Genomic DNA, 26,249 nt, shown 5'->3' with positions numbered 1-26,249 from the left:
CTCATTCCCAGCTCAGCGCGCCGCCGTTCTGGTATTCGATCACGCGGGTCTCGAAGAAGTTCTTTTCCTTCTTGAGGTCCATGGCTTCCGACATCCAGGGGAACGGGTTCTCGGCTTCCGGGAAGACGGGGGCGAGGCCGATCTGGGCGCAGCGGCGATTGGCGATGAAGTGCATGTATTGTTCGCACAGGGCCGCGTTGAGACCGAGGAAGCCGCGGGGCATGGTGTCCCGGCCGTAGGCTGCTTCCAGCTCGGCCGCTTCCTTCAGCATGGCCCGGACCTCTTCCTGGAAGTCCTTCGTCCAGAGATGCGGGTTTTCGATCTTGATCTGGTTGATGACGTCGATGCCGAAATTCAGGTGAATCGATTCATCGCGCAGGATGTATTGGTACTGCTCCGCGATGCCCACCATCTTGTTGCGGCGGCCGAGCGACAGGATCTGCGCGAAGCCCGTGTAGAACCACATGCCCTCGAACACGACGTAGAACGCCACGAGATCGCGCAGGAATTGCTGATCGCTCTCATGGGTGCCGGTGGCGAAGTTCGGATCGTCGAGACCCTGCGTGTGCTTGAGCGCCCAGGCCGCCTTGTCGGTGATGGAGGGCACTTCGCGGTACATGTTGAAAAGCTCGCCCTCGTCGAGGCCGAGGCTTTCCACGATGTACTGGAAGGTGTGGGTGTGCACCGCCTCCTCGAACGCCTGACGCAGCAGGTATTGCCGGCATTCGGGGTTCGTCAGATGACGGTAGATGGCCAGCACGATGTTGTTGGCGACAAGGCTTTCGGACGCCGCGAAGAAGCCGAGATTGCGCTTGATGGCGTGGCGCTCGTCCTCCGTGAGCCCGTCGCGCGACTTCCACAGCGCGATGTCGGCCTGCATGGAGATCTCGGTCGGCATCCAGTGATTGTTGCAGCCCGACAGATATTTCTCCCACGCCCATTTGTATTTGAGCGGGAGAAGCTGGTTCACGTCGGCGCGGCAATTGATCATGCGCTTGTCGTCGACGGAGACGCGGCCGCCCGAGCGATCGATCTCGCCGAGACCCGTGGCGTCGCCCTCGCCCTCCGGGAGGAGAGGGTCGGGAGAAACCGCCGTCGCGTCAGCGGCTTTCGGCGTGGTGTCGGACCAATCGAGTATCATGTGCGTCCTCATTCTCCGCCGGCACGGCGTCGCGGAGCGTTCTGTGGATTCTGGGGCGGCGCCGGCTCAAGGCCAGCGCCGCGGGAGCGGCCTACTGGCACGCCTCGCAGGTAGGATCCTCGATCGAACAGGCGTTTTGAACCTGGATGAATTCCGGCACCGGCGCGGGGGCGACAATTGCCGCCGCCGGAGCGGCCGTAACGGTGCCGGCCGAAACCGCGTTGAGCTTGCCGTCGGTGCCCTTCAGCGTGGACTTCTCCACATGAGTGGCCGAGCGCGAGCGCAGGTAATAGGTGGTCTTGAGGCCGAGCTGCCAGGCCAGACGGTAGAGCTGGTCGAGCTTCTTGCCGTTCGGATTGGCGATGTAGATGTTGAGCGACTGGGCCTGGTCGATCCATTTCTGGCGGCGCGAGGCAGCCTTGATGAGCCAGGACGTGTCGATCTCGAACGCCGTGGCGTAGATGGCCTTCACATCATCCGGCACGCGATCGATCGCGCCCAGCGAGCCGTCGAAATATTTGAGGTCCGACACCATCACCGCGTCCCACAGGCCGCGCTCCTTGAGATCGCGCACGAGGTGCGCGTTTACCACCGTGAAATCGCCCGACATGTTCGATTTCACGAAGAGGTTCTGGTAGGCGGGCTCGATGGACTGGGCGACGCCGCAGATGTTGGAGATGGTGGCCGTGGGCGCGATGGCCATGGTGTTGGAATTGCGCATGCCGATGGTGACGACCCGCTGGCGCAGGCTGTCCCAATCGAGCCGCGAGGAACGGTCCATCTCGGCGGTGACGCCGCGCGCCTCGTCCAGCAGCTTGATCGAGTCGAGCGGCAGGATGCCACGCGACCACAGCGAACCTTCGAAGCTGGCGTAGCGGCCGCGCTCGGCGGCGAGATCCACCGAGGCCGAGATGGTGTGGTAGGCGATGGCCTCCATGCTCTCGTCGGCGAATTCCACCGCCTCATCGGAGGCGTAGGGGATGCGCAGGATGTTGATGGCGTCCTGGAAGCCCATCAGGCCGAGGCCGACCGGACGGTGCTTGAGGTTGGAATTGCGGGCTTCCGGGATCGTGTAGAAGTTCACGTCGATCACGTTGTCCAGCATGCGCATGGCGGTCTTCACCGTGCGCTCCAGACGGGCGTGGTCGAGCTTGCCGCCCTCGACATGGGCCGCGAGGTTGACCGAGCCGAGATTGCAGACCGCGACTTCGCTGTCGGAGGTGTTGAGCGTGATCTCGGTGCAGAGGTTCGAGGAATGGACCACGCCGATGTGCTGCTGCGGCGAGCGCAGGTTGCACGGATCCTTGAAGGTGATCCACGGATGGCCGGTCTCGAACAGCATGGTGAGCATGCGGCGCCACAGATCGGTCGCGCGGACCTCCTTGTGCACCTTCATCTCGCCGCGACGGGCCTTCTCCTCGTAATGCGCATAGCGCTCGGCGAACTTCGCGCCCGTCAGGTCGTGGAGGTCGGCGGTCTCGTCCGGCGAGAACAAAGTCCACACGCCATCGGCCTCGACGCGCTGCATGAACAGGTCCGGCACCCAGTTTGCCGTGTTCATGTCGTGCGTGCGACGGCGGTCGTCGCCCGTGTTCTTGCGCAGATCGAGGAATTCCTCGACATCAATGTGCCAGGTCTCGAGATAGGCGCAAACCGCGCCCTTGCGCTTGCCACCCTGGTTGACCGCGATGGCGGTGTCGTTGGCCACCTTGAGGAACGGCACCACGCCCTGGCTCTCGCCATTGGTGCCCTTGATGTGGGCACCGAGGCCGCGCACGCGCGTCCAGTCATTGCCGAGGCCGCCGGAATATTTGGCGAGCAGAGCGTTGTCCTTGATGGACTTGAAGATGCCGTCGAGATCGTCCGGCACGGTCGTCAGGAAGCAGGACGAGAGCTGCGGGCGCAGCGTGCCGGCGTTGAAAAGCGTCGGCGTCGAGCACATGAAGTCGAACGAAGAGATGAGGCCGTAGAACTCGATGGCCTTGGCCTCGCGGTCGATCTCGCGGACGGCGAGACCCATGGCGACGCGCATGAAGAAGGCCTGCGGCAGCTCGAAGCGCACATTGTCGGAATGCAGGAAATAGCGGTCGTACAGGGTCTGCAGGCCGAGGAACTGAAATTGCTGGTCCCGCTCCGGCTTGATGGCCTGGGCGATACGCGTGACATCGAAGCGGGCGAGTTCCGGGTCGAGCAGTTCGAGCTCGATGCCGCGCTTCACATAGGCCTGGAAGTAGGCGGCATAGCGCTCGCCCATTTCGGCCTGGGTGGCCTGGGTGGGACGACCCTCGATGAAGGAAAGGGCTTCGCGACGCAGCCGGTCGTTCAGCAGGCGGGCGGACACATAGGCGTAGTTCGGCTCCTGCTCGACGAGGGTGCGCGCCGCCATGATGAGCGCAAGCGACAGTTCGTCCTGCGTGATGCCGTTATAGAGATTGCGGCGGGTCTCGGCGAGGATCGGATCGGCGGAGGCACCGTCCAGGCCAGCGACGGCTTCGGCGACAAGCGCCTGAAGGCGCGTCTCGTCGAGCGGCAGAAGCTGGCCATCGGGATGGCGCACCTGGAGAGCGGGCGCGGCCGGTGCGGTCTTCGTGACGGCGGCCTGCTCCTCGCGACGGGCGCGGGCGCGGTCCTCGCGGTAGAGCACATAGGCGCGGGCGACCTTCTGGTGCTCGCCGCGCATCAGCGCGAGCTCCACCTGGTCCTGGATGTCCTCGATGTGCAGCGCGCGATCGGAATCGACGCGACGCGTCAGGGCGGCCACGACCTGCTCGGTGACGGTCTCGACCGCTTCGTGCACTCGGCGCGAGCCCGCTGCGCCCTGCCCCTCGACGGCGAGGAAGGCCTTGGTCACGGCGATCTGGATCTTCGACTGGTCGAACGTCGTCACGTCGCCATTGCGCTTGATGACGTGGAAGGTCGGCGTCGAGCCGGCGGCGGGCGGGGTCTTTGGCGTGTTCACGAGCTGAACCGGCGTTCCCTGGCCCAGGCGGCCAGCCTCAACGTTAAGTCCCATCTTAGCCCCATATATGGTTGTTAGGAGACGCCATTGCACTAGGTGTGCCGCAAATCTTGATCCCAACGTGGTCCGATTCTGGAGAGAGAGCGAGTCCGAATGTGAGCTGTGGACAGGCTGTGGGGCAGCTGCTGGCTTAATTCGGGGGCGTGTGACTGCTCCACAACATATTGTACATGAGCACCATGGATACCCATGATCTGCTCGTTCAACCTTTATTTCCTGCTCGGACACAAGGCTCACGGCTGTGGATAGCGGGACAAAATGACCGGCACTAACCCTCTTATCTAAGCCATCAATCCGATCAAACTCACATAAAGAAATCTGCATATCCTTATTGACTCATGCGTTTCGCTTTGCCAGATTGGTCCTGTCGAGGTTCTGCTGGCGTTCTGCGTCGGCAGCTAAGAGGGAATCCGGAAGGGCGTGACCCAAGCCGGAGCTGCCCCCGCAACTGTGAGCGGCGAGCCCGGGTCCGATACGTCACTGGTGTCCGCACCGGGAAGACGGGCCAAGGCCGTGACCCGTGAGCCAGGAGACCTGCCCCGGCCAAGTGAACGTCCTCGGCGGGGTGCACGATGGATCGCGGTTCTTGCGCCACGCGGGCGGCCCTTCCGGGCACGCCCTCGCCGCGCCACGCGATCCCATGCCCCGTCGTCATCAGATGGGGTTGAGAAGCATGTCGGTTGTTGTCAGCAGTTTGGGCTTTCCGCGCATCGGGCCGCGCCGCGAGCTGAAGAGCGCCCTCGAATCATCCTGGTCGGGCAAGACCTCGCCGGATGCTCTTGCGGAGACCGCGAAGGGTCTGCGCGCCGCGAACTGGCAACGCCAGAAGGCGCTGGGTGCGACCGCTATCCCCTCCAACGATTTCTCGCTTTACGACCACGTGCTCGACACCGCCGTGATGGTGGGCGCGGTGCCGCAGATCTATGGCTGGACCGGCGGTAAGGTCTCGGTGGAGACCTATTTCGCGATGGCGCGCGGCACCCATGGCACCAATGTGTGCGAACACGGCCATGTCCACAGCGGCGGTGGTCTGCCGGCGCAGGAAATGACCAAATGGTTCGACACGAACTATCATTACATCGTGCCGGAATTCACCTCCGGCCAGAGCTTCGAACTCGCCTCCTCCAAGGCGGTGCGGGAGTTCCGCGAGGCCAAGGCGCTGGGCATTCACACCCGCCCGGTGCTGGTGGGACCCGTGACGTTCCTCAAGCTCGGCAAGAGCCAGGAGCAGGGCTTCAATCCGATCTCGCTGCTGCCGGGCGTTTTGCCGGTCTATGCCGAGGTGCTGAATCAACTCCACGCCGAAGGCGCAGACTGGGTGCAGATCGACGAGCCTGTGCTCGTGCTCGATTTGAACGATGCCGAGCGTGCCGCGCTGAAGACGGCCTATGCGGAACTGGCGAAGGCCGTTCCGGGCCTGAAGATTCTCGTGGCCACCTATTTCGGCGCGCTGGGCGACAATCTCGACGCCGCTCTTTCTCTGCCGGTCGCGGGCCTGCATGTCGACCTCAAGCGTGGCGAGGGTCAGCTCGAAGCGGTGCTCGCCGGTGCGCGGAAGGATCTCGTGCTTTCGCTCGGCGTGATCGACGGGCGCAATGTGTGGCGCGCGGACCTGGAAAAGACGCTCGACGTGCTGGAGCCGGTGGTTGAGGCGCGCGGAGCGGAGAACATCATCGTCTCGGCGTCGTGTTCCTTCCTCCATGTGCCGATCGACCTCGAGCAGGAGGCGAGGCTCGACCCGGACGTGAAGTCCTGGCTGGCCTTCGCCGCGCAGAAGATCGGGGAGCTCTCCATCCTCGGCCGGGCACTGGATGAGGGCCGCGACGCGGTTGCGGACCAGCTGAAGGCTTCCGCCGAGGCGGCCGCGGCGCGCAAGAGCTCGCCCAAGATCCACAATCGCGCCGTGCAGGCACGCCTCGCCGCGGTGACGGCGAAGGATTCGGAGCGGGTGCCGTTCGCGGAACGCCGGGCGCTTCAGCATGATGCGTTCAAGCTGCCGCTCTATCCCACGACCTCGATCGGCTCGTTCCCGCAGACCGAGGACGTGCGCAAGGCGCGCGCCGCCCATACGCGAGGCGAGCTGTCCTCCGAGGATTACAAGGCGTTCCTGCGCCAAGCGACGGAAGAGGCCGTGCGCTGGCAGGAAGAGATCGACGTCGACGTGCTGGTGCACGGCGAATTCGAGCGCAACGACATGGTGCAGTATTTCGGTGAGCAGCTCTCGGGCTACGCCTTCACCCAGCACGGCTGGGTGCAGAGCTTCGGCTCGCGCTATGTGCGCCCGCCGATCATCTTTGGCGACGTCTCACGCCCCGAGCCGATGAGTGTGGAATGGTCGGGCTACGCCCAGTCCCTGACCGAGCGCCCGATGAAGGGCATGCTGACCGGCCCCGTCACCATGCTGTTCTGGTCGTTCATCCGCGACGACATTCCGCGCGCCGACACCTGCCGCCAGATCGCTCTCGCGATCCGCGACGAGGTGGTGGACCTGGAGGCCGCCGGCATCGCCATCATCCAGATCGACGAACCGGCGATCCGCGAGGGGCTGCCGCTGCGCAAGGCCGACTGGCAGGCTTATCTGGACTGGGCGGTGGAGAGCTTCCGCCTGTCGGCCTCCGGCGTGAAGCCGACGACGCAGATCCACACCCATATGTGCTATTCGGAGTTCAACGACATCATGCCCTCGATCGGGGCGATGGACGCCGATGTGATCTCGATCGAGACCACGCGCTCGCAGATGGAGCTCCTTGACGCCTTCATCGACTACAAATACCCGAACGAGATCGGGCCCGGCGTCTACGACATCCACTCGCCGCGCGTGCCCTCCACCGAGGAAATGGTCGATCTGCTGGGCAAGGCGCGCGAGCGTCTGTCGCCGGACCAGATCTGGGTGAACCCGGATTGCGGCCTGAAAACCCGCAAATGGGACGAAGTGAAGCCCGCTCTGGTCAATATGGTGGAAGCGGCGAAGATCCTGCGCGCCAAGGCCTGACGTCAGACATCCCGCATGGAAGGCCCGGATATCTACCGGGCCTTCTCCCCTGCGCACGGCAAACGTGCACATTTACCTCGAATTGCTGCTTTTTTGCTCTTCCGGAGCGGGTGCTTTCAGGCGAGACTCCCTTTTTGGTGCCCCGCACCGATTGTGGCGAGTTTCCCCATGGGTATCGAAACGTCCACCCGCACCAACGACCGCAAGCTGCCGCGGCCGATCATCATCACCTCACATCCCGGAACCGCCGGCATCATGCCGGCCCATCTGCGCTGGGGCGCAGGCGAGCAACGCGCGCGTGGCCCCGTAATCGCGACGCCCAGCGCGCCGGGCCGCAATGCCATCGGCGCCCATTCCGGAGCCTATTCCCTCTACCGCGCACTGGCCGTGGCGGCGGGGCAACTCGATGCCGCACACCGGCCCGATCTGACCAACACCGCGCCCGCCGAGCCGATCGGACCTTTTCCGCAATGGAGCGCGGCGGACAAGATCGTCTCACTCGACCCATGGGGTCATATGCCGGGCGCGGCGTTCGGCAAGGAAATGGCCGACGGGGTCGACATCCGACCCTCGATCGCCGTGACCAAGGCGCACATCAACATGCCGGAAATCGGCGCCGCGCTGGCCGCCGGGCGGCTTGCTGCCGACGGCGACATTCTGTGCGCGAATGGCGACGTGCGCGTCACCAAGATCGCCATCGAGCCGGTCTGGCAGCTGGCCGGCGTGGCGCGGCGCTTCGGCATCGCCGAGACCGAGATGCGGCGAGCCCTGTTCGAACACACAGGCGGCATGTTCCCCGAACTGGTGACGCGGCCCGACCTCTCGGTGTTCCTGCCGCCCATCGGCGGAACCACGGTCTATCTGTTCGGCGACACCGGCAAGCTCGGCCGCCCGGAGACGAAGATCGCCTGCCGCATCCACGACGAATGCAACGGCTCTGACGTGTTCGGCTCGGACATCTGCACCTGCCGTCCCTATCTCGCGCATGGCATCGAGGTGTGCGTGGAGATGGCGCAGAGGGGCGGCGTCGGCGCCGTGGTCTACAACCGCAAGGAAGGGCGCGCGCTCGGCGAAGTCACGAAATTCCTCGTCTACAACGCCCGCAAGCGGCAGGAAGGCGGCGACCGGGCCGAGGCCTATTTCGAGCGCACCGAATGCGTGGCCGGCGTGCAGGACATGCGCTTCCAGGAATTGATGCCGGATGTGCTGCACTGGCTCGGCATGAGCCGCATCGACCGTCTCGTCTCGATGAGCAACATGAAATATGCGCCCATCGTGGCCAGCGGGATCGAGGTGGTGGAGCGGGTTCCCATCCCGGACGAATTGATCCCGGCCGACGCGCAGGTGGAGATGGACGCGAAGAAGGCCGCGGGCTATTTCACCGACCAGGTGCCCGGCTTGAATGAACTGAAAAAGGCAAAGGGCCGTGAACTCGAGGCTTGATGCCAGCGAACCTGACACAACCGGCCGACGCAATCGCGTGGCTGAAGACGCCTGAAGCCATCCGCCAGCGGTGCCATGCCCTGCTCGCCCTCGGCGAGGCCGGAACGCTTGGCCATTTCACGCTGCATCTGGACCGGATGGAGGCCGCGGCCGATTTCGTGGCCGACGTGATCCGCGCGAATTATCCCGCGCTCGACATCCCCTATCATTCAAGGTGGCGGCATTTCACGGCCGGCGGCATCGACCGCTGGAGCAAGATCGCCGGGGCGATGTCGCTCCTCGATGTCAGCGAAATCGCCCGCATGCGGTTCGATCTTTGCGTGCCGAGCGTGCTGCTGGACGCGGGCGCCGGGCCGAACTGGGCGTTCGAGGAGCCGGGAACGGGATTGCTTCTGACCCGCTCCGAAGGGCTGGCGGTGGCGAGCCTGCACGGTTTCGTCGAAGGGGCATTCTCATCCGATCCGCACAACCGGCTGCTGGCCGACGCGGCGGGGCTGGAGGCGGTGACACCGCAGACCATCGAGGCGATGTTCCATGTGCGCGCCGACAATCCGTTGCTGGGCGTGCCGGGACGTGCGGACCTGATGCACCGACTGGGCGAGGTGCTGCGCAACCGGCCCGATATTTTCGGGCCGTTCGAGCCGCGCATCGGCCACATGTACGATCATATCAAGAGCCGTTTTCCCCAACAGGTGCCGGCGACCGCCATCCTTGAGACGGTGCTCGACGCATTCGGGCCGATCTGGCCCTCGCGCGTCGAGCTGCAGGGCGAGAATCTGGGTGATGTCTGGCGGCATTCGCAGGTGGCGGCAAACGACCTCACGGACGGGCTGGTGCCGTTCCATAAGCTGTCGCAATGGCTGACCTATTCCCTGATCGAAATCTTTCAGGATGCCGGAGACGAGGTGACGGATGTCGGCGCGCTGACCGGCCTGCCCGAATATCGCAATGGCGGATTGTTCATCGACCTTGGCGTCATCACGCTCCGGGATCCAGCACTCTCGGAGACGCCTCTGCCTGTGGAGCACGAGGCTGTGGTGGAATGGCGGGCGCTGACGCTCGCGCTGCTCGACCGCCTGGCGCCGCCGGTGCGCGCGCGGCTGGGCCGCAGCGAAGACGACATGCCGCTGGCCTGCGTGCTGGAAGGCGGCACCTGGGCGGCGGGACGCAAGATCGCACGCGAATTGCGCGTGGATGGCGGACCTCCGTTGACGATCATCAGCGACGGCACGGTGTTTTAGGAGAGCGAGATGGACCGATATCCGAATGTTGTTCTGGTCGATCATCCGCTCGTCCAGCACAAGCTGACCCTCATGCGCAAGCGCGACCAGCCAACAACGGATTTCCGGCGGCTGGTGTCGGAAGTGGCGCTGCTGCTGGCCTATGAGGTGACGCGGGATCTGCCGCTCGAGACGGTTGAGATCGAAACGCCGCTGGAGCACATGACCGCGCCCATCCTCGCCGGAAAGAAATTGTGCTTCGTGTCGATCCTGCGCGCGGGCAACGGCATCCTCGACGGCATGCTCGACCTCGTACCCTCGGCTCGCGTCGGCCATATCGGGCTCTACCGCGACCCCGAGACCCTGGTACCGGTGGAATATTATTTGAAACTGCCCGACGATCTGGGAGAGCGGCTGGCGGTGGTGGTGGACCCGATGCTGGCAACGGGCCATTCGGCGGCGGCGGCGATCGACCGGCTGAAACAGGCCGGTGCCACGCAGATCCGCTTCGTGTGCCTGCTGGCTGCGCCGGAAGGCGTGGAGGTGCTGTCGAAGCACCATCCGGACGTGCAGATCTTCACCGCCTCGGTGGACCGCCAGCTCGACAGCCATGGCTATATCCGCCCCGGCCTGGGCGATGCGGGCGACCGGCTGTTCGGGACGAAGTGATTACACGACCGGGCGCGGCGGCGGCAGGCGCCGCTGCACGCCCTTGAAGACGTGGACCATGAAGGCCGAGGCGACCAGAGGCGTGGTGAGATTGACGATCGGGATGGCCATCAAGGCCGCGATCATCAGGCCGCCGATGAAGACGCGGCCTGAATAGGCCTTGCGCACCGCCTTGGCCTCCTCCTCCGGCAGGAAGCGCATAGCCGCGAATTCGAAATATTCGCGGCCGAGCAGATAGCCGTTGGCCACCCACCAGATGATGAGATTTACGCCGGGCACAAGCAGCAGGACGAGCGCGCCCAGATTCACGGCAAGTACGAGCAGCGCGAAACGCACGGCGAGCAGGATGGAGCGGCCGGTCGGCAATTCCTGCCCCGGCACGTCGCCGGGGTAATGCTCGGCCTCGACGCGCGCGGCGATATTGTCCTGGAAGAAGCCGGCTACGAGCGAGACGACGGGCCCGATCAGGAAGATGAGCGCGACGAAGATGCCCATGCCGCTCAGAATGCTGGCGATGAGATCGTAATTCGGGTTGTTCAGGTCGATGAAGCGCGTGACGAGCGTCTGCAGCAAGACGCCGAGCAGGACGAGAAAAACGAGCGCGAGCCCGATCGTCTTGAAGAGCGTCGACCGGAATTGCGGGGAGAATGCCTGACGAAGGGCGAGAAGAGCTGCCTGGATCATGTGCCGGTTTCTCCTCGCCTTATGCCCGGATCAGCCCCTCAGCGTCGCCCCGGTCGCCTTTGCCACGCCGGACACGATCTTTGCGGACACGGCCTCGATCTCGGCATCGGTCATCGTCTTGTCGCGAGGCTGGAGCGTGACGGAAACCGCCAGCGATTTCCGGCCATCGGGTACGCCCGTGCCCTCATAGACGTCGAACACATCCGCCGAGGTGATGAGCTTGCAGTCGGCCTGCTGGACGGCGCGCAGGACGTCGGCTGCCTTCACGGCGCGATCCACGACGAAGGCGAAATCACGGCTGAGCGGCTGCAGGTCGGCGCGGTCGAGCGGCGGCCGGGATTTCGTGGCCTTGGCCTTGGGCGCCGGGAGCGCATCGAGCACGATTTCCACGGCGACGAGCGGGCCATCGACATCTAGCGCCTTCAGCACGCGGGGATGCAGCTCGCCGAAATGGCCGAACACGTTCTGCGGGCCGAGCTGAAGTGTGCCCGAGCGGCCGGGATGGAAATAGGAAGGCGCGGTCTGCGCGATCTGGAGGCGGTCGGCAGGCACACCGAGCGCGTTCAGAAGCGCGATGGCATCCGCCTTTGCATCGAAGGCGTCGACATTCGCGGCGCGCGCGGCCCAGTGACGGCCGGCGCCCTCGGGCTTGGCGGTGCCGCGACGCAAGGCCGTGGCGGCCATGCGCTGATCGTTCGGACCGGCGCCGAGGAAGATCTGGCCGACTTCAAACAGGGCTACATCCGCCATGCCGCGATCGGCATTGCGCTGCGCGCCCATGATGAGGCCCGGCAACAGGCTCGGCCGCATGTCGGACAGATCGGCCGCGATAGGATTGGCCAGCGCCAGTTCCGGCTTGCCGCCGCCGAACATCTCGGCATGCGCCTTCGGCACGAAGGACCAGGTGACGGCTTCCACTAGGCCACGGGCCGCCAGCGCACGGCGCGCCGTGCGTGCACGCCGCTGCAAAGGCGTGAGAACGGGCCGACTGATACCGTCGAGGCGCAGCAGCGGCGTCGACTCGACACGGTCGAGACCGACGATGCGCACGACCTCCTCCACGAGATCGGCCTTGCCATGCACATCCGGACGCCAGCTCGGTGGGGTGACGCTGAGCACGTCGCCGAGCGGCATGGAGACGAAGCCTAGCCGGTCGAGCACGGCTTTGATCTCGTCTTCCGGCAGATCGAGGCCGGTCAGGCGCTTCACCTCGGAAACGGGGAAGCGCAGCACGGGGCGATCGTCCGGGATCTTGCCGACGAGGCTGATTTCGGACGCTTCGCCGCCGCAGAGATCGAGAATGAGCTGCGTGGCGAGTTCGAGGCCCGGAATCGTATAGGCCGGGTCGACGCCGCGCTCGAAACGATGGCGGGCGTCGGAATGAACACCCAGGCGACGTCCGGTCTGGGCGATGTTGAGGGGGGACCACAGCGCGCTCTCGATGAGAACGTCGACGGTGTCGTCCGTGCAGCCGGTGGCCTCGCCGCCCATGATGCCGGCCATGCTCTCGGCGCCATTGTCATCGGCGATCACCACCACATCGGTGTCGAGCGCGTAGGTCTTGCCGTCGAGCGCAACGAGGCTCTCGCCCGCACGCGCGCGGCGCACCACGAGATCGCCCGCGACCTTGGCGGCGTCGAAGACGTGCAGCGGACGGTTGCGATCATAAGTGAGGAAATTGGTGATATCGACGAGCGCGTTGATCGGACGCAGGCCGATGGCGCGCAGCTTCTTCTGCAGCCAGTCCGGCGACGGCCCGTTCTTCACTCCACGCACGAGGCGCAGCGCGAACGCCGGGCACAGCGCGGGATCGTCGAGTTCGAAACGCAGCGCCACGGGATTTGCGAAGGCTCCCGGCACGGATGAGGTTTCGGTGGTCGTGATCTCGCCGAGACCGGCGGCCGCAAGGTCGCGCGCCACACCGGACACGCCCAGGCAATCCGGGCGGTTCGGTGTCACTGCGATCTCTATGACCGGATCGTCGAGGCCCATGAGGGGCGCGAAGGGAACGCCGATAGGCGTGCCCTCCGGCATCTCGATGATGCCATTGTGCTCGTTCGAGAGGCCCATCTCACGCTCGGACACCATCATGCCCTGCGAGACCTGGCCGCGGATTTCTCCGGCCTTCAGCACCATGCCGGAATCCGGCACGAGAGCGCCTTCACGACCGAGAACCGCAATCATGCCCGTGCGCGCGTTCGGGGCGCCGCACACGACCTGAATGAGGTTGCCATCGCCCGGATCGACCTTGCAGACACGCAGCTTGTCGGCGTTGGGATGCTGGACCGCCTCAACCACACGCGCCGTCTTGAACGGCGCAAGCGCGCGGGCCCGATCCTCGACCGCCTCGACTTCGAGGCCGACCGCCGTCAGCTTTTCGGAGACAGCGTCGAGCCCGGCGTCGGTGGACAGATGCTCTTTGAGCCAGGAGAGGGAAAACTTCACGAGCTGAGCCCTCCGATCAGGCTCGGCAGGTCGAGCGGGCGAAATCCGTAATGCTGGAGCCACCGCTGGTCCGCCTCGAAGAAGGCGCGCAGATCGGGCATCCCGTATTTCAGCATGGCCACGCGGTCGATGCCCATGCCCCAGGCAAAGCCCTGCCATTCGTCGGGATCGAGCCCGCAATTGCGCAGCACGTTGGGGTGAACCATGCCGCAGCCCAGAATCTCCAGCCAGTCATCGCCCTCGCCGAAGCGGATCTCAGACCCCTGACGCGAGCAGCGGATGTCCACCTCCATCGACGGCTCGGTGAAGGGGAAGAAGCTCGGGCGCATGCGCATCTCAACGCGCGGCACCTCGAAGAAGGCCTTGCAGAATTCCTCGAGAACCCATTTCAGGTTCCCCATGTTCGCCGTGCGGTCGATCACCAGCCCCTCGACCTGATGGAACATCGGGGTGTGGGTCTGGTCGCTGTCGTTGCGATAGGTGCGGCCCGGACAGATGATGCGGATCGGCGGTTCCTGCGCCCGGAGCGTGCGGATCTGCACCGGCGAGGTGTGGGTGCGCAGCACCTTGCGCTCGCCGCTCTCGTCGGGCGCGAAGAAGAAGGTGTCGTGCATCTCGCGGGCGGGATGGCCGACCGGGAAATTCAGCGCCGTGAAATTGTGCTCGTCGTCCTCGACGTCCGGTCCTTCGGCGATGGCGAAGCCGAGATCGGCGAAGATCGCCGCGATTTCCTCGGTGACCTGGCTGATGGGGTGCAGGCGGCCGAGATCGCTGCCGGTCGCGCGGACGGGAAGGGTGACGTCGAGCGCCTCCGCCGCGAGCCGCGCATCGAGGGCCGCCTCGGCCAACGCTTCCTTGCGGGCGGCAATGGACCCGGCAACGCGATCGCGCAGGCCGTTTATGGCCGGGCCGAAGGTCTTGCGCTCCTCCGGCGACATGGTGCCGAGGCCCTTGAGCTGTTCGGAGATCGAGCCCTTCTTGCCGAGCGCCGCGACGCGGATCGCCTCGAGCGCGGGCTCATCGGCTGCGGCGGCAATGTCCGAAAGCAGGGAGGCTTCGAGCTGTGCGAGGTCGCTCATTGCGGGGAGCCCGGATTGAGACGCCCTCCGGAGGGCCGGAGGGCGTGGTGATGTTTCAAACTATGGTTCCCGCCCGGCGAACGTGCCGAAACGGGAGAAGCCACATGACGCTGCCGGGCCCTCAGGCCGCCGGCAGGGCCGCCTTGGCCTGTGCGACCAGCGCGGAGAAGGCCGCCGGCTCGCGGATGGCGAGGTCGGACAGAACCTTTCGGTCGATGGTGACGCCCGCCCGGGAGAGACCGTCGATGAAGCGCGAATAGGTCAGGCCGCCATCACGAACCGCAGCGTTGATGCGCTGGATCCAGAGAGCGCGGAACGTGCGCTTCTTGTTCTTGCGGTCGCGATACGAATACTGCATCGCCTTGTCCACGGCCGCCTTGGCGGCGCGGATCGTGTTCTTGCGACGACCGTAAAAGCCCTTGGCGGCCTTGAACGTCTTCTTGTGCTTGGCGTGCGAAGTGACGCCGCGTTTTACACGGGACATGGTCTTATCCTTTCAGCGCAGCGGCTCAGCGAGCGGACCCGTAGGGGAAGAAGCTCTTGATGATCCCGGCGTCGGCATCCGACAGGATCGTCGTGCCGCGCTGGTTGCGGATCTGAGCGTTGGTGCGCTTGATCATGCCGTGGCGCTTGTTGGCCTGGCCGGCGATGACCTTGCCGGTACCCGTGAGCCGGAAGCGCTTTTTCACGCCCGACTTCGTCTTCATCTTGGGCATTTTGCTCTCCATATAGAGGATGGCCCCAACTGCCGTGACGGCGGAGGCCAAGCGAAACCCCCCGCCACGGCAGCCCTTTTCAGCCGGACAGGAGAGAAGGTGCGGTTTCTAGCGGGAGAGCCCGCAGAACACAAGGGGGCTCAAGACGATCACTCATGGTTAGCGAAACCTTGAAACACCCCGGAAAATTTAGAGCAAGAGATCAGATTTCATTCGCTTCAATCATGCAAAACTCAGAATCCATCTGCACACGTCCCAAGATCGGGAGTATGAAGCCGACAAATGTTTCAGCGAAATGCAAATTGGAGTCCGGCCATGTCTCTTCTGAAGCGGCTGCGGGGCGATGAAAAGGGTGTCGCGATGGTGCTGTTCGCACTGTCGCTGCTGCCGATCATGATGGCAGCGGGTGCCGCGGTGGACTACACGCGCGCCGCACAGGTGAAGTCGGAACTGCAGAGCCGGCTGGATACGGCAGTTCTTTCCGGCGCCAGCAAGGACAGCGGGAAGGAAGCGGCCGCCCAGGCGCTGCTCTCCGCCGCCGACCTGCCCGCCGGCGCCACGATCGTCTCCACCAAATTCACGGCCAAGGGCGAGGATCTGAGCGGAACGGTAACCGCCGACGTTTCCACCAGCATGATGAAGATCATCAACGTGCAGACGCTGCCGGTGACGGTGACCAGCACGGCGCGGCTGATGGTGACCACTCACGAGGGCAACAATACGCCTGATGAGGAGGTGGTAACGCCCGGCTCCCCGGTCTGCATCCTCGTCAAGAACGCCAATGCCGACCGCGCCTTGACCATCAACAGCGGCGTGACAATCAACGCTCCGAGCTGCGAGATGCACATCCGCTCGACGTCCGGCTCTCCGGCCACGATGGACAACGTCCAGGACGTGAATATGAAGCGGCTGTGCTTCAAATCCCCGAAGTTCAACACCAACAGCACGAATTCCGCCGTGGAGAAGAACTGCCCGGCCATCGAGGATCCGTTTGTCGACAAGATGCCGACGGTGACCGTGCCGACGAACAATTGCTCGACCCGCAACGGCGGCTCCTATGACGCGAACAGCAACGGCAAGGATCTCGTGCTGGCGCCGGGCGATTATTGCGGCCTCAACTTCAACAGCGGCTTCAACAGCGTCACCCTGAAGGCCGGCAAGTACCGAGGGCTTAATCTCGGTGGAGCAAAGACCTTCAACCTGAACCCGGGCTTCTACGAGAACATCAACATCAACAGCGGCATCACAACCGTCAACTTCGCGCCCGGCCTCTACATCTGGAAGGGTTCGACCAACTTCAATTCGGGCATCAAGTTCGTTGGCAAGGGCGTCACCTTTTATTACCCGGACGCCAATTCCTACATCCAGTTCAACGATCGTGTGGAATCGGACCTCCGCGCTCCCGAGAGCGGCACCTATGCTGGCATCCTGTTCTTCGAGGCCAAGAACCTTTCTTCGTCGGGATTTACGATCAACGGCAATGCGAACCAGTATTTCGAGGGCCTGATCTATTGGCCGAGCCGCAACGTGACCTTCAATTCGGCGTCGACGGTCAACTCGAACAAGATTTCCATCGTGGTCGACAAGCTGCTGCTCAATGGCGGGCTAAACTGGAAGATCGAGCCTGGATCAGGCGCGTTGCGTAACCCCGATACGGTGACGGTTACCCCCGGCAAGCCAGGTGAGTCCCTCACCGCACGCAATGTGCGGCTGGTGAACTGACGCACCGGCCATCAAAGAAAAAGGGCGCATCCTTCGGGATGCGCCCTTTTTTGTTCCGCCTTGCGGCTGCAATCAGCGCGGCGACAGGATCATGACCATCTGACGGCCCTCAAGCGACGGCTCGCTCTCGACCTTGGCGATGGGAGCGACTTCGTCGCGCACTTTCCAGAGCAGGTTCAGACCCAGGTTCTGATGGGCCATTTCACGTCCGCGGAAGCGCAGGGTAACCTTGACCTTGTCGCCTTCGTCAAAGAAGCGGCGAACGGCCTTCATCTTGACCTCGTAATCGTGGTCATCGATGTTCGGCCGCATCTTCACTTCCTTGACCTCGACGGTCTTCTGGTTCTTGCGCGCCTCAGCCGCCTTCTTCTGCGCCGCGAACTTGTGCTTGCCGTAATCGAGGACCTTGCAGACCGGCGGCTCCGAATTCGGAGCGATCTCGACCAGATCCAGACCGGCTTCCTCGGCAATGACGAGGGCGTCCTGGATCTGCACGATGCCTCGGTTCTCGCCTTCAGCGTCGATCAGCTGAACGGCAGGAACCCGGATTTCCCGGTTGATGCGCGGTCCATCTTTCTGGACGGGCGCGATAGATCTCATCGGACGGCGAATGGCAGCGTTCTCCTGATTGTTTCGATAACGCGCGCGCAAGCCGTGCTCACGCGCTGCGCGCGGAGGATGAGTGATTTTTCGACGATGTCAACTCGGTAGGCGCGCAGTTTACTTCCCTTATGTAGTTGGGCATCTGACAACCACAATGGAGAAGCCCCGTGGAACGTTTCGCCCATCTTGAGAACGCCGGACGCCGCCTTGCGGTTCGCACCCTGCCGGGCACCGGTCCTGCAATCATCTGGCTGGGCGGCTTTCGCTCCGACATGATGGCGACGAAGGCCTCGCATCTGGTGCAATGGGGCGCGGAAACGGGACGGGCTGTGGTGCGGTTCGATTATTCCGGCCACGGCGAATCGGAGGGGCGGTTCGAAGACGGCACAATCTCGGACTGGCTGGACGATGCGCTGGCGGTGATCCGCGCCCATGGCGGCCCGGCGCCGATCCTCGTCGGCTCCTCGATGGGCGGGTGGCTTTCGCTCCTCGCGGCGCGGGCACTGGCGGCCGAGGGACAGGCGCTCTCAGGCCTCGTCCTGATCGCGCCGGCACCCGATTTCACGGAAGATCTGATGTGGGCAGAACTCTCGGAAGAGGCCCGCGAGACCATTCTGCGCGAAGGCGTCTATCATCTTCCGTCGCAATATTCCCCGGAGCCCACGCCCATCACCCGGAAATTGATCGAGGACGGCCGCAATCACATCCTCCTCGACGGGCCGTTGCGGATCGGCGCACCGATCCACATCCTCCAGGGCAAGGAAGACCCCGACGTGCCCTGGCAGCATGCCATGAGGCTGGTGGAGCATCTGCCCGAAGATGACGTGATCGTCACGCTCATCAAGGACGGGGACCACCGCCTCTCGCGCCCCGAGGATCTGGCGCGCATTCTTTCTGCGGTCGAAGGCATCGCCCGCTGAGGATTTCTGGCTCGAATCCACGGAACGCTCTATCGTCCATGTCCGTGCTGCGCCGTCTCTTCACTGCTTCGCGCCCTCGGGCGCCCGAGCCCTCCAGACTCGAAATCCGGGTCGGCGGGCAGCCGCTGACCATCCATGTGCGGCGTCATCCCAAGGCGCGGCGCATCACGCTGCGGCTGCGTCAGGCACGGCGCGACCTCGTGCTGACGCTGCCGCCACGGGTGAGCCTGAAGGCGGCGCAGGCCTTCGCCGAGCGGCAGATCGAATGGATCGCCGCAAGGATCGGTACCCTTCCGGAGACGGTTCATTTCGTGGCGGATGCCCATGTGCCCGTGCGCGGGGTGCCCCACCGCATCGTCCATGCCGGCGCGCGCGGCCTGACCCGCATCGAGGCCGGGGCCGATGGCGCGCCGGCGATCGCCGTGCCGGGGCCGCCCGACCATCTGGCCCGGCGGGTGCGGGATTTCCTGAAGGCGGAGGCGCGGCGCGACCTGGAGCGCGCGACGGCCATCTATGCTGCTGCGCTCGACGTCAGCGTCGGGCGGATCAGCATCAAGGACACGCGAACCCGGTGGGGCTCGTGCTCGTCGTCAGGCGCCCTCGCCTTTTCCTGGCGCCTCATCCTGGCTCCGTCCTTCGTGCTGGATTACGTGGCCGCGCACGAGGTGGCGCACCGGCGCGAGATGAACCACAGCGCGCGATATTGGGCGGTGCTGCGTGGCCTCTGCCCACATACGGACGAGGCCGAGGCCTGGCTCAAGGCGCACGGCGCAAGCCTGCACCGCTACGGGCCGGAGCCGGCAATTCCCGCTATCCCCCGAACAGCCGTTTGAAGAAATCGATGGGGTTTCGCACCGGTTCCTGAGACCGCGCCGGGCGGCCGCCGCCCCAGCGATCTCCCCGCTCGCGCGGGGGCGGGGCATCGGCGACGATCGTGGTGTCGTGCACGCCGGGAAGAGCCGCAACCGGCACGCCGCGATGGGCCTGCGTCATGAAACGGTTCCAGATCTCGACGGGCAGGCCGCTGCCGGAGGCGCGCTTCGTGGGCGAGGCGTCGTCATTGCCAAGCCAGACCACCGTGACCAGTTGCCCCGTAAAGCCGGCGAACCAGGCATCGCGGAAATCCTGACTGGTGCCGGTCTTGCCGGCCGCCGGCCAATCGCCGAGATCGGCCTTTCGCGCCGAGCCGATGCGCAGCGTCTCCGACATCATGCGGTTCATCATGGCGACATACGGGGCAGCGACGACGCGCCCAACGCCCGTGCCGCTGCGCTGATAGAGCACCTTGCCGTTTTCCGCGGTGCGCACACGAAGGACCACGTGGGGCACCACGCCGTAGCCGCCATTGGCGAAGGGCACATAGGCGCCCGCCAATTCCAGCGGCGTGACCTCCGACGTGCCCAGCGCGATGGAGGCATTGGGCTGCAGCGGCGATGAGATGCCGAGCCGCTCGGCGACGGAGACGACGTTGGCCGGCCCGGCCTCCATCGCCACGCGCACGGCGACCGTGTTGAGCGAGGTGGCGAGCGCCTGCGTGAGCGTGACCGGCCCGTGATATTTCTTGTCGAAATTCTCGGGCGCCCATTTGCCGATGCGGATCGGCCCATCCTGAATGATCGTTTCGGGCACCATGCCCTGCTCGACGCCCGTCAGATAGACGAACGGCTTGAAGGCGGAGCCGGGCTGACGACGGGCGGCAACGGCCCGGTTGAACTGGCTCTGGGCATAGGAGCGACCGCCGACGAGCGCCTTCACCGCGCCGTTTCGATCAAGCGCAACGATGGCGCCCTGGGACACGCCGAGCGCTTTGCCGCGCTCCGACAGACCACCCACCAAAGCCTGTTCGGCCTCGGCCTCCAGAAGCGGGTTGATCGTGGTGTCGACGATAACGTCTTCCTCGATCGTGCCGACGAGATCGTCGAGCTGATCGACCACCCAATCGGCGATATAGCCGGATGCGCCTTCGCTGCGGGGCGCGGCGATGTCGGGGCCGGTCTTTCGCGCGGCCGCGGCTTCCTTGGCGGTGACATAGCCCTGCTCCGCCATGGCGGTGAGCACGGTCTGGGCGCGGGCCTGAGCGGCTTTCGCATCGCGCGTCGGTGCAAGACGGGACGGCGCCTTGACGAGACCGGCCAGCATGGCGGCTTCCGACAAGGTGACGTAGGCCGACGGCTTGCCGAAATAACGCTGCGAGGCCGCCTCCACCCCATAGGCGCCGGCGCCGAAATAGACGCGGTTGAGATACAGTTCGAGGATCTCGTCCTTGCTCATCCGCGATTCCAGCCACAGCGCGAGAAGCGCCTCCTGGATCTTGCGCTCCATCGAGCGCTCCGGCGTGAGGAACAAGTTCTTGGCGAGCTGCTGGGTCAGCGTCGAACCGCCCTGCACCACATCGCCCGCCCGGATATTGACGACAGCCGCACGCAGGAGGCCCATGGGATCGACGCCCCAATGCGAGCGGAAGCGCTGGTCCTCGATGGCGATGAAGGCTTGCGGCAAATAAGCCGGCAGATGCCGCAGATCGACCTTGGCACCGACGCCATCGCCGCGAACGGCCAGCGTGGAACCATCGGCCGCCACGAGGGTGACGCTGGGCGCGCGCTTGGGAATCTGCAAGGCGCGGATATCCGGCAGCTTGGCGGCCTCGTAGGCGACGAGGCCCGCAATGCCGATACCGGCGATCAGTGCCAGCAGGAACACCGAACGCAGCAGAAAGCGCCACGGGATAAGGCTGCGCCGCCGACGACCGCTCTTGCGGCCCCCGCCGGACCGCGCCTTCTTCCGCAATGGGTGAGCACGCCTGCGATCTGCCATGTCGAATCCGGATGCGGGATCATCGTCCTGCGGCGCACGGTCGGCGCGCAGGGGCGGATCCTCGTCGTTTCTGCGGCTCCATCCGGGTTCGCGCACGGGATAGGGATCATCATCCCTGCGGCGACGGCGGCCGGGGCCCGGAGATCCGCCAGCGCGATCGGCCGCAGACAGGCGCAGATCCAGCACTTCCTCGGGATGCGAATCGAAGCGCGGTTCCTTCTTCTCCCGCCGCTTCCTGCCCCCGAAGCCCATCATCCCGCCCGTGCTCCTCGTCCCATCGGGCAAGCCGCGCCCGCGCCGTGCCCCGAAAGAGACGGCACATGCACTTTGAAGATGGCGGGTTTAAGGGATGTTAACCGTGGGGCGGAGCACCCTCCCCACGGGTTCATAAGGAAGGCGGATCAGCCTTCGATCTTCTTGCGGCGCGCGGCCAGCGTGCGCAGGCGCAGCGCGTTCAGCTTGATGAAGCCTTCCGCGTCGCGATGGTCATAGGCCACCGCGCCCTCCTCGAAGGTAACGAGCTCCTTGTCGTAAAGCGAATAGGGTGAGGAGCGGCCCACCACGTCGACATTGCCCTTGTAGAGCTTGATGCGGACCTGGCCGGTAACGAATTCCTGGCTCTTGTCGATGAGCGCCTGCAGCATTTCGCGCTCGGGTGCGAACCAGAAACCGTAATAGACCAGCTCGGCATATTTCGGCATCAGGCTCTCCTTGAGGTGGAGAGCGTCGCGATCGACCGTGATGCTTTCAATACCGCGATGCGCCTTGTGCAGGATGGTGCCGCCGGGCGTCTCATAGACACCGCGCGACTTCATGCCGACGAAACGGTTCTCGACGAGATCGAGGCGGCCGATGCCGTTTTCCTTGCCGAGCTGGTTGAGGCGCGTGAGGAGATTGGCGGGCGACAGGGCCTCGCCGTCGATGGCGACCGGATTGCCCGCCTCGAAATCCATCGTGATGTAGACGGGCTTGTCGGGCGCATCCTCGGGACGGATGGTGCGCTGGTAGACCAATTCCGGCGCCTCGTCGGCCGGATCTTCGAGCACTTTGCCCTCGGATGAGGAATGCAGCATGTTTGCGTCGACCGAGAACGGCGCTTCGCCGCGCTTGTCCTTGGCGATCGGGATCTGGTGCTGCTCGGCGAATTCGAGCAGGCGGGTGCGGGAGGTGAGGTCCCATTCGCGCCACGGCGCGATGATGGTGATCTCCGGCTCCAGCGCGTAATAGGCCAGCTCGAAACGGACCTGGTCGTTGCCCTTGCCGGTCGCGCCATGGGCGACGGCATCGGCGCCGACCTGGCGAGCGATCTCGATCTGCTTCTTGGAGATCAGCGGGCGGGCAATGGATGTGCCGAGCAGGTACTGCCCCTCGTAAAGGGCATTGGCGCGGAACATCGGGAACACGAAGTCGCGGACGAATTCCTCGCGCAGATCCTCGATGAAGATGTTCTCGGACTTGATGCCGAGCAGCTCGGCCTTCTTGCGCGCCGGCTCCAGTTCCTCGCCCTGTCCCAGATCGGCGGTGAAGGTGACGACCTCGCAGCCATATTCGGTCTGAAGCCATTTCAGGATGACGGAGGTATCGAGGCCGCCGGAATAGGCGAGCACCACCTTCTTGGGCGTCTTCTTGGTCATCAGGGCATTCCGTTGGAAGCGAGGGAGTGAAGTCGCGCGCACCTTAGTCAGGTGCGGGCTGGGCGCAAGACCGGTTTTCGACGCATGCCATCCGGAAAGCCCAGTGCGCTTGGCAGGGATGGCCGAAGACCTGATATGAGGGGCCTGCGCCGATATTGGAGGCATCATGCCGCTCAGCCCCGACGAACTCGAACGCTATTCCCGCCACATCCTTCTGCGCGAAGTGGGTGGGCCGGGACAGAACCGACTCCAGTCGGCGCGGGTTCTGTCGATCGGAGCCGGCGGGCTTGGCAGCCCTGCACTGCTCTATCTGGCCGCGGCGGGCGTGGGCACGCTCGGCATCGTCGATGACGACGAGGTGTCGCTGTCGAACCTGCAACGCCAGATCCTGCATGGAACCGACGATGTGGCTCGGCCGAAAGTGGACAGCGCGACGGACGCGCTTGGCCGCATCAATCCGCATGTGAAAATCGAATCTCACGCGTTTCGGCTGACCGAGGAGAATGCCGGGGATCTGATCGGCCGCTACGACCTCGTGCTCGACGGGTCCGACAATTTCCGCACCCGTTATCTGGCGTCCGATGCCGCGTTTCGCGCGAAACGGCCGCTTGTCATGGGCTGGCTCGGCACGATGGACGGCGCGCTGACCACCCTGCGCCCTTATTTGAAGGGGGAGGACGGCACGCCGAACCCGACCTATCGCTGCTTGTTTCCGGAACCGCCGCCGGACGGAACGATCCCCGCCTGCGAGGAAGCCGGTGTTCTGGGCGCGTTGGCCGGCATGATCGGATCGATGATGGCTCTGGAAGCCATCCGGCAGATCGTCGGCTTCGGCGATGACCTGACCGGCCGCCTGCTGATGGTGGATGCCCGATCCTGGCGGATCGAGGCCCTCACCTATGGATGGGACCCCGAAAATCCGCTCAACGGCGCACCGGCCGCCGTCGATGCCGTCAGTGAGTCCAGGTGAAGGGCTGGGCCGAAATCTTCACGGCCTTCATCACGCCTTTGCCGCCGCGCAATACGAGATAGCAGCTCTCGCGCTTTGCATCGCCGAGCTTCATGCAGAAGCCGGTTTCGGACAGGCGCCAATTGCCTTCGCTTGCCTGACCGGCGGCCGTCTTGCGGGTGAGCTTGCCGCCGGGCGCGAACATCAGTTCCGAGGTGCGGCCGCGATGATCCGTCGAAGTGATGGGCGTGCTGTCGAACAGTGTGCGCTCGAGATCGGACGGCTGCACGAGCTCCGCCGCAAAAGCTGGAGCGGCACAGGCGACCAGAACGGACGCCAGGAATATTGATCGGGCAATCATGGAAATCCCCATCGGAAAAGCGATGAGTCATGTACCCTATATGGAACATAAAGTGAACAGAAATTACAGCATGCTTGGCAGCACGCGATCCGGTGGACGATGATTGTCGAGGAAGGTGCGGATGTTGACGATCACCTTCTCGCCCATGTCGATGCGGCTCTCCATGGTGGCCGAGCCCATATGCGGCATCAGCAGCACGCGCCCCCGCCGCGCGAGATCCACCCAGCGCGGATCGATGTGGGGCTCGCCCTCGAACACGTCGAGCGCGGCACCGGCGAGGCGGCCCCGCTCCAAAAGATCGATCAGCACATCCTCATCGATGATCTCGCCGCGCGCGGTGTTCACAAGATAGGCATCGGGCTTCATCAGCCTGAGACGCCGACCTGACAACAGATGGTAGGTGGCGGGCGTGTGCGGACAATGGATCGACAGGATGTCGACCCGGGCGAGCATCTGGTCGAGGCTTTCCCAGTAGACGGCGCCGATGGCCTGCTCGATCCGCGCGGCCACCGGCTTGCGGTTGTAATAATGGACTTCGAGGCCGAAGGCACGGGCACGCCGTGCGACCGCCTGGCCGATGCGCCCCATGCCGAGAATGCCGAGCTGCTTGCCGGCAAGACGGCGCCCCAGCATCCAAGTGGGGGACCATCCTTTCCATTCCACGCCGTCCGGAATGATGCGGACACCCTCGGCGAACCGGCGTGGAGCGGCGAGGATCATCGCCATTGTCATGTCGGCCGTGTCCTCGGTGAGAACGCCCGGCGTGTTGGTGACCGTGATGCCGCGCTGCACCGCAGCCACCACATCGATGTGGTCCACTCCGTTGCCGAAATTGGCGATGAGCTTGAGGTTCTCACCGGCGCCCTCGATCAGCTCGGCATCGATCCTGTCGACGACCGTCGGCACCAGAACCTGGGCGGAGGCCATGGCCTCGCGCAGCTCTTCCCGGGACATCGGGCGGTCGGTCTCGTTCAGGCGCACGTCGAAAAGCTGGCGCATGCGGGCCTCGACCGGGTCCGGCAATTTCCGGGTGACGACGATCAGGGGACTGGAGCTCATGGGCGGTCCGGTGTTCGTTTGGTTAGGACTTCGTCAACGGCGACATGGTTAGTTTCACGATCTGACAGCGGTCACGATCGGTCCCGGAAGAATGGAGCTCCGCGCCATATTCACAACGACCGCAACGACCCCCGTTAGCAGGAAACAGGATGATCGGTCGAGCTTTGGCCATGAGAACTTCATTGCGGCTTAGTCTTCTGGGAATTGTGGCAGCTGTCATTGCCGGCGGCACGCTTCTTCTCGACGATGCTCCCAAGGGAACCGCCAGCCAGGCCCAGGCACAGCAGAAGGACGAGGATTCGAGCCGGATCGGCCCTGCGGGAGCCATCGCCGTGGGCGCCGTCAGCGGCCTGCCCATTCCGCGCTTCGTCAGCCTGAAATCCGACAAGGTGAATGTGCGCCGCGGTCCGGCGAACGACCACGAAGTGCAATGGGTGTTCACACGGGCGGGCCTGCCGGTCGAGATCACGGCTGAATGGGACAATTGGCGGCGTATCCGCGATTCCGACGGCGGCGAAGGCTGGGTGTTCCACAGCCTGCTGTCCGGCCGCCGCACCGCGCTGGTGGCACCGTGGTCGCAGGAAAAGAGCCTGTCGCTCTACCGCCAGAAGAACGCGGAGGCCGCCGTGGTGGCCCGGCTGCAGCCGAAGGTCCTGGCCAATGTCGAGCAATGCGACGGTACATGGTGCCGCGTTTCCGGCGATGGCTTCCAGGGCTTCATGCAGCAGGAGCAATTGTGGGGCGCCTATCCCGGCGAGAAGTTCGACTAGCCGGCGGGC

21 protein-coding genes and 1 riboswitch are annotated in these 26,249 nt (G+C 64.7%); of the genes, 9 read left to right on the top strand and 12 right to left on the bottom strand.

Going from position 1 to position 26,249, the window contains the following annotated elements:
- Position 1 precedes the first annotated feature (1 nt).
- Together ACQ6S1_RS10545 and ACQ6S1_RS10540 are read right to left on the bottom strand one after the other, a co-directional pair.
- Positions 2-1,138 carry a ribonucleotide-diphosphate reductase subunit beta gene (locus ACQ6S1_RS10545; protein ID WP_445041269.1) on the bottom strand — a complete coding sequence of 379 codons (1,137 nt, stop codon included), beginning with the start codon at positions 1,136-1,138 and terminating at the stop codon, positions 2-4.
- Positions 1,139-1,232: 94 nt separating this feature from the next.
- On the bottom strand, positions 1,233-4,154 hold the full coding sequence (locus ACQ6S1_RS10540) for a ribonucleoside-diphosphate reductase subunit alpha (RefSeq protein WP_445041131.1): 2,922 nt from the start codon (positions 4,152-4,154) through the stop codon (positions 1,233-1,235).
- 359 nt (positions 4,155-4,513) lie between these two features.
- Positions 4,514-4,716: riboswitch (cobalamin riboswitch) on the top strand.
- Between the two features lie 117 nt (positions 4,717-4,833).
- Here ACQ6S1_RS10540 and metE point away from each other — a divergent pair.
- The 4 genes from metE (at position 4,834) to upp (ending at position 10,484) form a co-directional block, all read left to right on the top strand.
- Positions 4,834-7,152, top strand: a complete 2,319-nt coding sequence (metE, locus tag ACQ6S1_RS10535) for a 5-methyltetrahydropteroyltriglutamate--homocysteine S-methyltransferase (protein ID WP_445041130.1) — start codon at positions 4,834-4,836, stop codon at positions 7,150-7,152.
- 168 nt (positions 7,153-7,320) lie between these two features.
- On the top strand, positions 7,321-8,595 hold the full coding sequence (locus ACQ6S1_RS10530; protein WP_445041129.1) for a GTP cyclohydrolase II: 1,275 nt from the start codon (positions 7,321-7,323) through the stop codon (positions 8,593-8,595).
- Positions 8,595-9,836 carry a URC4/urg3 family protein gene (locus ACQ6S1_RS10525; RefSeq protein WP_445041128.1) on the top strand — a complete coding sequence of 414 codons (1,242 nt, stop codon included), beginning with the start codon at positions 8,595-8,597 and terminating at the stop codon, positions 9,834-9,836. The genes ACQ6S1_RS10530 and ACQ6S1_RS10525 overlap by 1 nt, the downstream gene beginning before the upstream one ends.
- 9 nt (positions 9,837-9,845) lie before the next feature.
- Positions 9,846-10,484, top strand: coding sequence for a uracil phosphoribosyltransferase (upp, locus tag ACQ6S1_RS10520; protein WP_445041127.1), 639 nt, complete (start codon positions 9,846-9,848; stop codon positions 10,482-10,484).
- On the opposite strand, the gene ACQ6S1_RS10515 is transcribed toward upp, so the two are convergent.
- The 5 genes from ACQ6S1_RS10515 to rpmI form a co-directional block, all read right to left on the bottom strand.
- Positions 10,485-11,168, bottom strand: coding sequence for a sulfate transporter family protein (locus tag ACQ6S1_RS10515; protein ID WP_445041126.1), 684 nt, complete (start codon positions 11,166-11,168; stop codon positions 10,485-10,487).
- A 30-nt stretch (positions 11,169-11,198) separates the two neighbouring features.
- The gene (gene pheT / locus ACQ6S1_RS10510; RefSeq protein WP_445041125.1) at positions 11,199-13,613 is read right to left on the bottom strand and encodes a phenylalanine--tRNA ligase subunit beta; all 2,415 of its coding nucleotides are present in this window, start codon (positions 13,611-13,613) and stop codon (positions 11,199-11,201) included.
- Positions 13,610-14,692 (bottom strand): phenylalanine--tRNA ligase subunit alpha, encoded by a 1,083-nt coding sequence (pheS, locus tag ACQ6S1_RS10505; RefSeq protein ID WP_445041124.1) that lies wholly within the window; start codon positions 14,690-14,692, stop codon positions 13,610-13,612. The genes pheT and pheS overlap by 4 nt, the downstream gene beginning before the upstream one ends.
- A gap of 121 nt (positions 14,693-14,813) precedes the next feature.
- A complete protein-coding gene (rplT, locus tag ACQ6S1_RS10500) occupies positions 14,814-15,176 on the bottom strand; it encodes a 50S ribosomal protein L20 (protein WP_445041123.1) in 363 nt (120 codons plus the stop codon).
- A 25-nt stretch (positions 15,177-15,201) separates the two neighbouring features.
- A complete protein-coding gene (rpmI, locus tag ACQ6S1_RS10495; RefSeq protein WP_445041122.1) occupies positions 15,202-15,408 on the bottom strand; it encodes a 50S ribosomal protein L35 in 207 nt (68 codons plus the stop codon).
- A 315-nt stretch (positions 15,409-15,723) separates the two neighbouring features.
- On the opposite strand from rpmI, the gene ACQ6S1_RS10490 reads away from it, so the two are divergent.
- Entirely contained in the window at positions 15,724-17,130 is a 1,407-nt protein-coding gene (locus tag ACQ6S1_RS10490) for a TadE/TadG family type IV pilus assembly protein (RefSeq protein ID WP_445041121.1), read from the top strand.
- A gap of 72 nt (positions 17,131-17,202) precedes the next feature.
- On the opposite strand, the gene infC is transcribed toward ACQ6S1_RS10490, so the two are convergent.
- Complete coding sequence (gene infC, locus ACQ6S1_RS10485) at positions 17,203-17,742, bottom strand: translation initiation factor IF-3 (protein ID WP_445041268.1); 540 nt, start codon at positions 17,740-17,742, stop codon at positions 17,203-17,205.
- 158 nt (positions 17,743-17,900) lie between these two features.
- On the opposite strand from infC, the gene ACQ6S1_RS10480 reads away from it, so the two are divergent.
- Positions 17,901-18,653, top strand: a complete 753-nt coding sequence (locus tag ACQ6S1_RS10480) for an alpha/beta hydrolase (RefSeq protein ID WP_445041120.1) — start codon at positions 17,901-17,903, stop codon at positions 18,651-18,653.
- Between the two features lie 38 nt (positions 18,654-18,691).
- The gene (locus ACQ6S1_RS10475) at positions 18,692-19,486 is read left to right on the top strand and encodes a M48 family metallopeptidase (protein ID WP_445041119.1); all 795 of its coding nucleotides are present in this window, start codon (positions 18,692-18,694) and stop codon (positions 19,484-19,486) included.
- Here ACQ6S1_RS10475 and ACQ6S1_RS10470 read toward each other — a convergent pair.
- Together ACQ6S1_RS10470 and ACQ6S1_RS10465 are read right to left on the bottom strand one after the other, a co-directional pair.
- Entirely contained in the window at positions 19,464-21,719 is a 2,256-nt protein-coding gene (locus ACQ6S1_RS10470) for a transglycosylase domain-containing protein (protein ID WP_445041267.1), read from the bottom strand. The genes ACQ6S1_RS10475 and ACQ6S1_RS10470 overlap by 23 nt on opposite strands.
- Before the next feature lie 149 nt (positions 21,720-21,868).
- Positions 21,869-23,101, bottom strand: a complete 1,233-nt coding sequence (locus ACQ6S1_RS10465; protein WP_445041118.1) for an argininosuccinate synthase — start codon at positions 23,099-23,101, stop codon at positions 21,869-21,871.
- Positions 23,102-23,267: 166 nt separating this feature from the next.
- On the opposite strand from ACQ6S1_RS10465, the gene ACQ6S1_RS10460 reads away from it, so the two are divergent.
- A complete protein-coding gene (locus ACQ6S1_RS10460) occupies positions 23,268-24,071 on the top strand; it encodes a HesA/MoeB/ThiF family protein (RefSeq protein WP_445041117.1) in 804 nt (267 codons plus the stop codon).
- On the opposite strand, the gene ACQ6S1_RS10455 is transcribed toward ACQ6S1_RS10460, so the two are convergent.
- Positions 24,055-24,411 carry a hypothetical protein gene (locus tag ACQ6S1_RS10455; RefSeq protein WP_445041116.1) on the bottom strand — a complete coding sequence of 119 codons (357 nt, stop codon included), beginning with the start codon at positions 24,409-24,411 and terminating at the stop codon, positions 24,055-24,057. The two genes, ACQ6S1_RS10460 and ACQ6S1_RS10455, sit on opposite strands and share 17 nt — an antisense overlap.
- A gap of 63 nt (positions 24,412-24,474) precedes the next feature.
- The gene (locus tag ACQ6S1_RS10450) at positions 24,475-25,470 is read right to left on the bottom strand and encodes a 2-hydroxyacid dehydrogenase (protein ID WP_445041115.1); all 996 of its coding nucleotides are present in this window, start codon (positions 25,468-25,470) and stop codon (positions 24,475-24,477) included.
- Between the two features lie 170 nt (positions 25,471-25,640).
- On the opposite strand from ACQ6S1_RS10450, the gene ACQ6S1_RS10445 reads away from it, so the two are divergent.
- The gene (locus ACQ6S1_RS10445) at positions 25,641-26,240 is read left to right on the top strand and encodes an SH3 domain-containing protein (protein ID WP_445041114.1); all 600 of its coding nucleotides are present in this window, start codon (positions 25,641-25,643) and stop codon (positions 26,238-26,240) included.
- Positions 26,241-26,249 lie beyond the last annotated feature (9 nt).

It is taken from the genome of Terrihabitans aquatilis (genome assembly GCF_052542005.1).
This window is presented reverse-complemented; position numbering and strand designations above follow the sequence as displayed.

Bases quoted from the DNA above. Each gene is read 5' to 3' on its own strand.
- ACQ6S1_RS10540 (WP_445041131.1), bottom strand. From the start codon at position 4,154: ATGGGACTTAACGTTGAGGCTGGCCGCCTGGGCCAGGGAACGCCGGTT.
- metE (WP_445041130.1), top strand. From the start codon at position 4,834: ATGTCGGTTGTTGTCAGCAGTTTGGGCTTTCCGCGCATCGGGCCGCGC.
- ACQ6S1_RS10530 (WP_445041129.1), top strand. From the start codon at position 7,321: ATGGGTATCGAAACGTCCACCCGCACCAACGACCGCAAGCTGCCGCGG.
- ACQ6S1_RS10525 (WP_445041128.1), top strand. From the start codon at position 8,595: ATGCCAGCGAACCTGACACAACCGGCCGACGCAATCGCGTGGCTGAAG.
- upp (WP_445041127.1), top strand. From the start codon at position 9,846: ATGGACCGATATCCGAATGTTGTTCTGGTCGATCATCCGCTCGTCCAG.
- ACQ6S1_RS10515 (WP_445041126.1), bottom strand. From the start codon at position 11,168: ATGATCCAGGCAGCTCTTCTCGCCCTTCGTCAGGCATTCTCCCCGCAA.
- pheS (WP_445041124.1), bottom strand. From the start codon at position 14,692: ATGAGCGACCTCGCACAGCTCGAAGCCTCCCTGCTTTCGGACATTGCC.
- rplT (WP_445041123.1), bottom strand. From the start codon at position 15,176: ATGTCCCGTGTAAAACGCGGCGTCACTTCGCACGCCAAGCACAAGAAG.
- rpmI (WP_445041122.1), bottom strand. From the start codon at position 15,408: ATGCCCAAGATGAAGACGAAGTCGGGCGTGAAAAAGCGCTTCCGGCTC.
- ACQ6S1_RS10490 (WP_445041121.1), top strand. From the start codon at position 15,724: ATGTCTCTTCTGAAGCGGCTGCGGGGCGATGAAAAGGGTGTCGCGATG.
- ACQ6S1_RS10475 (WP_445041119.1), top strand. From the start codon at position 18,692: ATGTCCGTGCTGCGCCGTCTCTTCACTGCTTCGCGCCCTCGGGCGCCC.
- ACQ6S1_RS10470 (WP_445041267.1), bottom strand. From the start codon at position 21,719: ATGGGCTTCGGGGGCAGGAAGCGGCGGGAGAAGAAGGAACCGCGCTTC.
- ACQ6S1_RS10465 (WP_445041118.1), bottom strand. From the start codon at position 23,101: ATGACCAAGAAGACGCCCAAGAAGGTGGTGCTCGCCTATTCCGGCGGC.
- ACQ6S1_RS10460 (WP_445041117.1), top strand. From the start codon at position 23,268: ATGCCGCTCAGCCCCGACGAACTCGAACGCTATTCCCGCCACATCCTT.
- ACQ6S1_RS10455 (WP_445041116.1), bottom strand. From the start codon at position 24,411: ATGATTGCCCGATCAATATTCCTGGCGTCCGTTCTGGTCGCCTGTGCC.
- ACQ6S1_RS10450 (WP_445041115.1), bottom strand. From the start codon at position 25,470: ATGAGCTCCAGTCCCCTGATCGTCGTCACCCGGAAATTGCCGGACCCG.
- ACQ6S1_RS10445 (WP_445041114.1), top strand. From the start codon at position 25,641: ATGAGAACTTCATTGCGGCTTAGTCTTCTGGGAATTGTGGCAGCTGTC.